The following is a 10,665-nucleotide window of genomic DNA, read 5'->3' as shown; positions in this document are numbered from 1 at the left end:
CGCCGGTCGGCAGGCCGCGCCGCTTTCCACGCCCGCCGGTGCGGCTGCTTGCCACGCCCGCCCGGTCCCGTCGCCGACCGTGCCCCGCTGCTTCCGGCGCCCGTCGCCCCGGCCGTCGACTCCCCCCGCCGGCCCCGACGCCGAACGCGCCCCACCGGTCCAGCCGTCGATGGCGCCCGCGAGCCCCCGGCCCCGCCGCTGCCCGCCGGATCCCCCCGGAGGGCTACCGTTCCGCGCTGTCGTCCGGCCACACCCCGATGTGGTCCGGTTCCAGTTCCAGGGCCACGCGGTCCCGCATGTTCAGGGCCTTGGTGTACTCGGCGGGGAGCTGGAGGCGGCCCGCGCGGTCGAGCATGGCGTACTCGCGCGCCACCACCGTCTCGCGGCCCGTCGCCGCGTCCACCTCGCTGCGCCGCAGCACCTCCGTGGAGGTGCGGCCGTCGCGGATGGCGACCGTGCGGCGGACCTCACCGGCCACCGCCTGGTCGTGCGTGACGATGACGATGGTGGTGCCGAGGGTCTCGTTCGCCGTGCGGAACGCGTCGAAGATCTGCGCGCCGGTCTGCGAGTCGAGTTCGCCGGTGGGTTCGTCGGCGAGCAGCACCGCGGGCGCGTTGGCGAGGGCAACCGCGATCGCGACGCGCTGCTGCTGGCCGCCCGACATCTCGTGCGGGTGCCGGTCGCGGCAGTCGGCCACCTGGAGCAACTCCAGCAGTTCCAGGGCCCGTTCGCTGCGGGCCCGGCGGCGGGTCCGGGTGCCCGAGAGCTGGAGCGGGAGGGCGACGTTCTGGGCCGCGGTGAGGTAGGGCAGCAGATTGCGTGAGGTCTGCTGCCAGACGAAGCCGACGACCTCGCGACGGTAGGCCAAGCGGTCCTTGGCGGTCATGGCGAGCAGGTCGCGGCCGGCCACCCGGGCCGCTCCCGCGGTGGGGGTGTCCAGGCCGGCCAGGATGTTCATCAGCGTCGACTTGCCGCTGCCCGAGGCGCCGACCAGGGCCATCAGCTCACCCTCGCGGACGAGGAGGTCGAGGCCCTGGAGCGCCTGCACCTCGACACCGTCCGCGGTGAAGACGCGGACCAGGCGGTCGCAGGTGATGAGGGCGTCGTGGCCGTAGGCGGGGCGGTCCCGGGTCGCCGTGACGCGGTCGGCGAGGTCGGAGAGGGTGGGTTCGGCTGTCATGGGGTCTCCTGCCAGGGTGCCCGGTGCGGTCCCAGGTGCGGTGCCAGGTGTGGTGTCCAGCGCCGTGTGAGGCGCGGTGCCCGGCGGGGTGGCCGGCCGTGGGTCGGGCCGCCCGGCGGCCGCCGGGCGGCCCGACGGTCGTCGCATGCCCGCACCGGCGCGCTCATCGCCCCTCCCCGGCCCGCAGTTCCCGTACCGAGCCCCGTCTGCCCGTCCACCAGGCCTGGAGGGCGGCGATTCCCACCGCGAGCAGGACGACCGTGACGGCCGGGAGGGTCAGGGACCACGGGTCCGGGCGGAGTACGGCCGGGTCCGCCGAGGTCCGGGCCGTGGCCAGGGCGACGGTGGTGAGGTCGATGCCGGGGGAGAGGAGGCGGATGGCCGCCCAGCCGGTCAGGGCGCCGCCGAGGGCGGCGAGCAGCGCCTGCGGGAGGGACTCCAGGATCAGCAGGCGGCGGCCTTGGGCGCGGGTGAGGCCCATCGTGCGCAGCCGGGCGAGGAGCGCGGCGCGTTCCGGGGCGGCCCGCAGCAGCGCCAGGAGCAGGGCGAGGACGGCGAAGCCGGCGCCCGCCGCCACGGCCGCCGTGTAGACGTGCCCGGCGCCGGTCTGCAGGGGCGAGTCGGCGTAGCCGGCGCGCTCCTCGGCCAGGACGCGGACCGTGGCCGCGGCGGGGGCCGCGCGGCGCAGCGCGGCGGCGTCCACGTGGGCGCCGGTGAGCAGCAGCGAGGTCGGCCGCTCGGCCACGGCGGGGAGCCCGGCCCGGTCGACGACCAGGAAGTCGGCTCCGGGCACGGCCGGGGTGGTGTCCCGGACGGCGGTGATCCGGACGGCGACCGTGCTGCCGTCGTCCAGGCGCACCGTGACCGGGTGCCGGGTGCCGTAGGTCCGCGCGACGGACGGGGAGGCCAGGGCGGGGAGCGGGTCGGCCTTGCGCAGCTCCCCGGTGGGGAAGGCCCCGAGCCCGGTCCCGGCCGACAGCCTGCCGTAGCCGTCGGGGTCGACCCCGACCAGCGGTACGGCGTCGTCGCCGTCGTCCGGCCGGGCCTGGTAGGCGATGCTCACCGCCGTCACCCCGCGCACGCCGGGCAGCGCGGCCGCCCGGGCGGGCAGGCCGGCGGGGAGCGGGGTGGCCGAGTCGAGGCGGGCGTCGGCGCCGACGGAGTACAGGGCCGCGTGGTCCCGGGCGTCGGCCACGCCCGCCAGGACCGAGCCGCCGAAGGCCGCGGTGGTCAGCGCGGTCAGCAGGGCGAGCAGGGGCAGGACGGCCGAGGCGCCGGTGCGGCCCGCGCGGGCCAGGGAGAGCGCGGCCACCGCGCCCCGCAGCCGGCCGGCCGGGCGGGCCAGGCGGCGCAGCAGCGGCGGGTAGAGGCGGAGCAGCAGCAGGGCCGCGATGACGCCGGTCAGCACGGGTGCCAGGGAGACCAGCTGCCCCGCCGAGGTGCCTCGGCCGCGCAGGGTGGCCACCGCCCCGGCCGCCAGGGCCAGCAGGGTCAGTTCGGCGACCGTGCGGCGGCGGGAGGGGCGTGCCGCGGCCAGGTCCTCCCGCGGGCCGGTCAGCCGCACCGAGCGGTGGGCGAGCACGGCGTGCAGCGGGAGGGCGGCGCAGGCGGTGAGGGTGACGGCGACGGCGGCGGCGACGGCGGGGCCGACACGGGAGCCGGGGAGCAGGACGAGGGCGGCCAGCAGGCCGGCCGCCCCGGCGGGTACGGCGACCACGGCGTTCTCGGCCAGCAGCCGCCCGGTGAGGCCGGGCAGCGAGGCGCCGCGGGCGCGCACCAGGGCGAGTTCGGTGCGGCGCCGGTCGGCGGCGAGGCCGCCCGCCATGAACAGGACGATCGCGGCCACGGTGGCGGTGCCCGCGGCGGCCACCGCGACCAGCGGGGAGACGCCCGAGCGCAGCCGGGAGAAGGCGATGACCACGTCGTCCAGACCGGTGCTCACCTCCAGGTCCGGGTCGGTGACGGAACGGGCGCGGCGCAGGCCGGGGCCTGACTCCAGCGACGCGACGGCGGACCGCAGCCGGTCGAGGTCGTGGGCGTGCCGGCTGCCGGTGCGTGGGGCGAAGTTCCAGTAGCGCAACGGGTGCTGTTCGATGCCCAGCACGGTGAGGGTGGCCTCCTGGGGGAGCAGGAGCGCTCCGTGCCAGTAGGTCTGCGGCGGGCCGGGATCGGGGAGCCGTTCCAGCGTGGGCGTCCGCATCAGCGGCAGCGTCGACCAGTAGGCGCCGCCCGGGTCGCGCGGGGCGAGGATCCCGGTGATCCGGACGGTGAGGGTTTCGGTGAAGCGGGGGACGTGGATGACCGACCCCACCTTGACGTGCAGGGTCCTCGCGGTGGCGGCGGAGACGGCGGCCTCGGTCCTCGACGTGTTCGTGTCCACCCGGCCGGAGGCGCGCGGCAGCCGGCCGTCGAGGACGCGCGCGTGTCCGGCCAGGCCGCTCTGCGCGACCAGGGTGACCTTGGCGGGTATACCGGTCGGCCGGGGAAGCCACGGGTCGATCACCGTGGTGCCGTGCGTGGTGACGCCGTACGCCGACTGGGCGCGGTCGACGGGCACCGAGCCGTCGATCACCGGCAGCAGGTCGCCGAACTTCCGTCGGAGGACCCCGGGGCTGAACAGGACGTCCGGGGTTTCGCCGCCCGAGCCGTAGTCGGGCACGGTGGCGGACGCCTGTACGGTCGTGCGCTCGGGGCGCGCCTGGTCGAGGGCGTGCCGCAGGGCCGAGTCCTCGTACCGGTCCACGGCGCGCGGCAGCGCGCCCGCCAGGCAGGCGGTCAGCGCGACCAGCAGCGCGAGCGCCGCCGCGGCACCGGGAGCGGCCCGCAGCCGGGTCCGTACCCAGGGCGCGGCCACGGCCGGAACGGAACGCACGTCACTCACCCCTCTGTTCACGCAGCGCCCGGGCCGGTTCGGCCCGGCGCAGGGCCGTCACCACGGCCACCACCAGCGGCGCGGCGGCGACCCCGGCCAGCAGCAACGCCACCCGTGCGGGCGGCAGTTCGACCAGCAGGCCGGGAACGGGCCGGGTGGCCTCGCCGGTCAGCACGATCAACGGCAGTACGCCACGGGCCAGTACGGTGCCCAGGGCGGTGCCCACCGCGAGGGCCAGGCCCACCAGTACGGCGAGTTCGACGGCGACCGTGCGGGCCAGCCGGCGGCGCGGGGCGCCGAGGGCGCGCAGGACCGCGAAGTCCGCCTCGCGCACCCGCAGCGATCCGGCGGCGCCCACGGCGAAGCCGACCGCGGCGAGCGCCGCCGCCACCACGGCGGCCGCGGTGAAGGCGGCGGTGGGGCCGGCGCCGAAGGGGTCCTCGCGCAGCCCGGCGGCGATCTCGTCGCGGACCACCACCTGTTCCGGGTCGACGTCCGGCAGCGCCCGTACGGCGGCGGCGACCCGGGCCGCGTCGCCGGGCGCGGTCCGCAGCCACCACTCGTTCGGTGGGACGCTCTCCCCGTACCGGGCCTGCAGTGCCATGTTCGCGGCGCGCAGGTCGACCAGGACCGCGCCGCCGTCGTGGGCGGCGGAGTCCGCGGGGACGCCGGTGGTGGGCAGCGCCCGTACCGACCGGACGATCCGCACCGGCAGGGTCTGGTCGCTCACCATGACGTCCAGGCGCTGGCCGGTGCGGGCGCCGGCCGAGGTCAGGAACCGGTCGGTCGCGACGGCCCGCACCTCGGGCGGCGCGGGCCGCGCCACCTGGAGCTGCACGGCCACGGTGGCGATGGTCTCGTAGCCGAGGTCCGGCAGGTAGCCGGTGCCGTAGGAGAAGGTCAGGGGCCGGGTGGAGACGGCCCGGGGCCGGGTGGGGGCGGTGCGCGGGGACGAGACGGCGGCGCCTCCGGTGTGCACGGCCGTGGTCCAGGACGCCGGCAGGGTGAGCGGGTGCCGGGTGCCGTCGGTGCCCTCGGCGGTCAGCTCCCGGAGGGTGAGCCGGTGCCGTTCGGCGCGCCCGGCGGGCTGGGTCATGTCGAGCTGGACCCCGGTGAGCAGGGTCGGGCCGGTCGCTGACCCGAGGTCGACGACGAGCGGGTGCGGGTGGCCGTCGGCGGGCAGGAGTCCGGCCTGCACCTGGTACGACGCCCCGGCCCCGTCCTCGAGCTGCACCGTGACCGCGGCGGTCGTCCCGGGCCCCGTGGAGCTGTGCAGACTGGCCGTCAGCCGCAGCCGCGCGGTGTGCGCCGGCACCCGGGCCCCCGTCGTGGAGCCCTTCGGCGTCAGCCCGGCCAGCAGCGACTTCACCGGTTCGTCCGCCAGGTCGGGGCGCATCAGCAGCGCGTCCGCCGCGTGCGCGGTGTCCACGGCCAGCACGGTCGCCGTACGGTCACCGGACAGGCCCTGCTCGCCGCGTACGGCGGGTACGGCCCCGCGGACGTGCGGCAGGGCCGCGTACGCCTCGGTGCGGCCGAGTCCGCCCCGCCCGGCGTCGAGCACGCGCACCGGCGCCCCGGCGCGGAAGTCGGCCTGGTCGTCCTGGGAGCGGTGCCAGGAGGCACCCTGGCCGATGGCCAGCATGCCGAGCGCGACGGCGAGGACGAGCAGCAGCACCGGCCCGGCCGAGCGTGCGGTGCGCCGGCTGAACTGCCAGCCGGCCAGTGCCGCGGGCAGTCCCCGTCCGGCCGCCGCCCACCGTTCGGCGAGCCGCGCCACCGGCGGCAGCAGCCGCAGCGTCAGCACGGTGCCGGCGAGCAGCGCCAGCGCGGGCGCGGCGACCAGCACCGGGTCCACGCCCAGCGCCCCGGACCGGTCGGCGGCGACGCCGCCGGAGTCCTGCCGGCCGAGCTGCCAGTAGGCGGCCCCGGCCACGGCGAGCAAACCGAGGTCGGCGCCCGCGCGGAGCGGGGTGGGGACGAGACCGCCACCCGCGCGGCGGACCCGGGGACCGCGCGAGCTTCCGGGACGGCGCCCAGGGTTCCGGGCGGCGCGCGGGCGGCCGGACTCCGTGCCCCGCCGTCCGCGCCGCCCGGGTTCCGGGCCCGCGGCCGTCAGCGCCGGAAGCGTCACGGTCAGCGCGCAGCCCAGCGCCACGGCCACCGCCACCAGCCACACCCCGGGGCTCCCGGCGGGCGGGAGGTCGAGGCGCAGGCCGAGGCGGGACAGCGGGCCGTGGGCGGTGAGCAGGGCGGTGAGCGGTCCGGCCAGCAGGGGCGCGCAGAGCGCCGCCGGGAGGGCGAGCAGCAGGGCCTCGGCAGCGGCGAGCGCCGCGATCCGGGAGCGTGCGCCGCCGCGTGCCCTGAGCAGCCGGGTCTCGGCGGCCCGTTCGGTGCCCAGCAGCCGGGCCACCAGCCACAGGGCGTACCCGCCGAGCAGGATCAGTTGCAGCGCGACGATGAGCAGGGTGGAGCGGGCGACGAGCAGGGAGCGGTCGATCCGGTCCAGCACGTCCGGCAGCGAGGTCGTCGCCGCCGTCGCGCCGCTCAGCTCGTGGGCCTTGCGCAGCTCCCCGCTCCCCGCCCGGACGGCCCGGCGCAGCTCTCCCGTGCGCCCGGTCGTCATCGGGCCGAAGTCGGCCGAGGCGAGCCAGGCCGTGCCGCCGGTGCTCACCCGCCCGTCGGCGAGGACCGTGGGGTCGGCGAGCAGCGGCCCGTACGTGGTGAAGCCGGACTCCTTCACCCCGCGGCCGAGGAGGTCGTCCAGCCGCCAGTACGGCGCGCTCGTGGCGACGGGCCGGTACAGGCCGGTGACGCGTGCCCGGACCTTCCGGTCGCCGAGCCGGTCGGCCAGGGTGAGGCGGTCGCCCGGTCCGAGTCCGAGCGCCCGGGCGGCGGCCTGGGGGACGGCCACCTCGATCTCGCCGGCCGCGCGGCCCGGGAGCCGCCCGACGGTCGCCCGCACCTGGGTGTGGTCCAGCGCCGCGAAGTAGGTCAGGTCCGGGTCGTCCGACCGCCGGGCGGCCGGCTTCGGTGAGCGGGGCAGCGCGTAGGGGCCCGAGCGGCGCAGGGTCCGCACGGTCACCGGCAGTCCGTCGAAGGTCCTGCGCGCGCCCTCGCGGACGGCCGTGTCGGCGGCGGCACGCCGGCCGGCCGGGACCTCGGCCTTGACGATCAGCGAGGTGGCGGCCGCGTCGCGCGGGTCGCCGAGCATATGGCGCAGGGCGGCGTCCCCGATCGCCCCCGAGTAGGCCGTGAGCGTCGCCAGCACCGCCGTGGTCAGCAGCACGGTGAGCAGCGCGGAGCCGAGCAGCAGGCGGTGTGCCCGCGCGCGTGAGAAGACGAACCCCGTCACCCGACCCCCGTGTCGTCCGGACCTCGCACATGCGTCTGGATCTCGGGTGATGTTCGCAGAGCGGACCGGCCGCGGGTAACCGGTTCCCGACCGGTCTATACCGGATCGTGACCGGAATCCGGCGCAGGACGACCGGAATTCGGGATTCGGGGGGTCAGTCGGGGGAGTTCACCATCGACTGGGCCGCGTACGTCAGGTAGTTCCACAGCGTCCGCTCGTGCTCCTCGGAGAGCCCCAGCTCGTCGACGGCCACCCGCATGTGCCGCAGCCAGGCGTCGTGCGCCGCCCGGTCCACGGTGAAGGGGGCGTGCCGCATGCGCAGCCGGGGGTGGCCGCGGTTCTCGCTGTAGGTGGTGGGGCCGCCCCAGTACTGCATGAGGAACAGGGTCAGCCGCTCCTCGGCCGGGCCCAGGTCCTGCTCCGGGTACATCGCCCGCAGCTCCGGGTCCTCGGCGACTCCCTCGTAGAAACGGTGGACGAGCCGGCGGAAGGTCTCCTCCCCGCCGACCTGCTCGTAGAAGGTCTGCTCCTGAAGCGTGCCGCGCCGAATCTCATTCACCCGTCCATCGTCTCAGACCGGGTGACCGAGGACTCAAGCCCTAGGACCTGCTGCGAAAGTGGTCCTCTGCCGCGCGACGCCCTTCGGGCAACGGGGCCACTTTCGCAACAGGCCCCAGGACCGCCGCCCCTACTGTGGACCCATGGGCGTCCACGACACCGGGATCGACGAGCTCGCCGCCGCGGCTCGGGCCGCGCTGGTCGCGGAGATCGAGGCCGAGGGGGCCTGGGACGAGGACCCGGTGTGGCGGGAGGCGTTCGCCCGGGTGCCCCGGCACCTGTTCGTGCCGTACTACTACGTCGGCGTCCGGGGCGGCTACGAGCGCCGCTGGGGCGAGAGCCCGGACCCCGGGGCGCGGGAGCGCTGGGTGCGCGGCGCCTATGCCGACGTCCCGCTGGCCACCCGGCTGCGCGACGGCCAACTGCTCTCCTCCAGCAGCCAGCCCTCGCTGATGGCACGGATGCTGGTGGCCCTGCGCGTGGCGGACGGCGACCGGGTCCTGGAGGTGGGCGCGGGCACCGGCTACAACGCGGCCCTGCTCGCCCACCGGCTCGGCGACGACGACCTCGTCACCACCGTCGACCTGGAACCGGAGATCACCGAGTCCGCCGCCCGGCACCTCGCGGCGGCCGGTCACCACCCGGTGGTCGTCACCGGCGACGGCGCGCGCGGAGTGCCCGAACGCGCCCCCTTCGACCGGATCATCGCCACCTGCGCGCTGTCCACGGTGCCCCGCGCCTGGCTGGCCCAGTGTCGTCCCGGCGCCCGGATCCTGACCCCGCTCGCCACCGGTCTGCTCGCGCTCACCGTGCGGCACGCGGGCTACGCCGAGGGCCGCTTCCTGCCCGCGGCCGCGTACTTCGTCCCGCTGCGCGGCGCGGGCGGCGGTCGCCCCGGGGCGGTGTCCCTGGCCGGGCTGCCGGTCGAGGCCGGGGAACAGGAGACGTTCCGCTTCCTGCTCGCCCTGACCCGGGGCGCGCTTGACCCGCGGGACGCCTACGGGCTGTGGGAGCGCGAGGGAGGCCCCGGCCGGGAGCGCTACGGCGTCACGGCCGGCGGCACGCACGTCTGGGCCTGGCTGGACGACCCGGAGGGGCCGTACGCCTGGCCCCTGCCGTGAGGTGCCGGCCGTGGAGCCGCTCGCCCGAAGCGGCTCCCGTGCGGTGCCTCAGCCCCGGCGGACGGTGATCGTCGTCCAGGCGCCCACGTGCACCCGGTCGCCGTCCTGCAGCGGAACCGGCACGAACGGCTGGATCGGCTCGTCCGAGCCGTTGACCGTGGTGCCGTTCGTCGAGTTCTGGTCGACGACCGCCCAGTTGCCGTCCGGCTGCTGGACCAGCACGGCGTGCTGGTGCGAGACACCCGGGTCCTCCGGCGGCACCGACAGGTCGATGTCGGGGGTGTCGCCGGTGGAGTGCCGGCGGCGGCCGATGGTGACCTGGTTGCCGGTCAGCGCGCGCTGCTGCTCGGGCGAGTACGCGGGCAGGTTCAGGCCCGCGGCCTCGGGGCCCGAGCGCTGCATCATCGCCATGAAGTAGTCGCGGTCCGGGCCGATGGTCGCGGTCCAGCGGGCCGGCTGCCGCTGCGCCTGCGGGTAACCGGGGCCGGCCGGGGCCTGCGTGGCACCGGGCTGCGGGTAGCCGTAGCCACCGCCCTGCCCGGGGCCGCCGGACGGCGGGGAGATCACCCAGTCGTCCTCGGCGCCGCCGAAGGACGGACCGCCGGCCGGGGGCCGGCCGGTCTCCTGCGGGTAGGCGGGCGGCGCGGGCGGCCCGGACTGCTGGAAGGCCTGCGGCGCACCGCCTGCCGGGCCACCGGGGCCGGCCTGCGGGGTCGGGCCGGGCGGCGGCGGGACCGGACGGGAGGGGTCGCCACCGAAGCCCGACGGGCCACCGGGGCCACCGGGGCCGCCGGGACCACCAGGGCCGCCGTATCCGCCGGGGCCGGAGGGCTCGGAGCCGAACGGGTCGCGGCCGAAGGGCGGCGGGCCGGACGGGCTGCCGGGACCACCCGGACCCTGCCCCGGACCACCAGGGCCACCACCGAAGCCGGACGGACCGCCGGGACCGTCAGGGCCGCCACCGAAGCCGGAAGGACCGCCGGGGCCACCAGCACCGCCGGGGCCACCGGGACCCCCGCCCTGGCCACCGAAGCCCTGCGGGGGACCGGCCGGGCGCCGGCCGCCGCCGAAGGCGTCCGGGCCGCCCTGGCCGCCCGAGGTGGGCGGCGGGCCGGACCGGCCGCGCTCACCGGCGAACGGAGTCGGGCCCGACGGCTCGCTGCCGAAGGACGGGATCGGCTCGGCGGGCCGGTTCATCTGCGAGGGCCGCGAGCCCTGGTACTCGTAGGAGTCGCCGCCGCCGTAGGTCGCGCTCGGCGGCTGGAAGCGGGGCTGGGCCGGACGCGGGGCGGCCGGGGTGTACGAGGTGGCCGTGTTGGTGAGGAAGTTCCACCGGCACTCCTCGCAGAAGGGCGCGCCGCCCTCCCGGGGCGTGCGGCACTGCGGGCACAGCTCGGGCTCGGCGCCGCCGGGGCGGCCGCCGGGACCGCCCTGCGGGGGCGGGAAGCCGTAGCCGCCGCCGGCCGGGGGCGGCGGAGGGGGCGGGGGCACGGCACCGGCCATGCGGTGACCGCAGACCTCGCACCAGTCGTCGGAACCCGACTGGTGTCCGTTCGGGCAGGTCGGCATGTCGGCGCTTCCC

The 10,665-nt window shown here is 77.5% G+C and carries 6 protein-coding genes; 1 reads left to right on the top strand and 5 read right to left on the bottom strand.

The genetic code is table 11. From position 1 onward, the window contains the following. Positions 1 to 223: 223 nt before the first annotated feature. From PV343_RS14540 to PV343_RS14525, 4 genes are all read right to left on the bottom strand, one after another. Positions 224 to 1,180 (bottom strand): ABC transporter ATP-binding protein, encoded by a 957-nt coding sequence (locus PV343_RS14540; RefSeq protein ID WP_319147315.1) that lies wholly within the window; start codon positions 1,178 to 1,180, stop codon positions 224 to 226. Between the two features lie 163 nt (positions 1,181 to 1,343). Next, the gene (locus tag PV343_RS14535; protein ID WP_319147314.1) at positions 1,344 to 4,052 is read right to left on the bottom strand and encodes an FtsX-like permease family protein; all 2,709 of its coding nucleotides are present in this window, start codon (positions 4,050 to 4,052) and stop codon (positions 1,344 to 1,346) included. A gap of 1 nt (position 4,053) precedes the next feature. Then, the gene (locus tag PV343_RS14530) at positions 4,054 to 7,404 is read right to left on the bottom strand and encodes an ABC transporter permease (protein ID WP_319147313.1); all 3,351 of its coding nucleotides are present in this window, start codon (positions 7,402 to 7,404) and stop codon (positions 4,054 to 4,056) included. Positions 7,405 to 7,558: 154 nt separating this feature from the next. Then, positions 7,559 to 7,963 (bottom strand): globin, encoded by a 405-nt coding sequence (locus tag PV343_RS14525; protein ID WP_319147312.1) that lies wholly within the window; start codon positions 7,961 to 7,963, stop codon positions 7,559 to 7,561. Positions 7,964 to 8,105: 142 nt separating this feature from the next. Here PV343_RS14525 and PV343_RS14520 point away from each other — a divergent pair, with 142 nt between their 5' ends. Then, a complete protein-coding gene (locus PV343_RS14520; protein WP_319147311.1) occupies positions 8,106 to 9,083 on the top strand; it encodes a methyltransferase domain-containing protein in 978 nt (325 codons plus the stop codon). A gap of 48 nt (positions 9,084 to 9,131) precedes the next feature. On the opposite strand, the gene PV343_RS14515 is transcribed toward PV343_RS14520, so the two are convergent. Beyond that, entirely contained in the window at positions 9,132 to 10,652 is a 1,521-nt protein-coding gene (locus PV343_RS14515) for an FHA domain-containing protein (RefSeq protein WP_319147310.1), read from the bottom strand. Positions 10,653 to 10,665 lie beyond the last annotated feature (13 nt).

This window comes from Streptomyces sp. WI03-4A (assembly GCF_033792105.1).
In the GTDB taxonomy this organism is placed as follows: Bacteria; Actinomycetota; Actinomycetes; order Streptomycetales; family Streptomycetaceae; genus Streptomyces; species Streptomyces collinus_A.
Note: the sequence above shows the minus strand (reverse complement) of the source record. Positions and strands in the feature narration are given on the sequence as shown.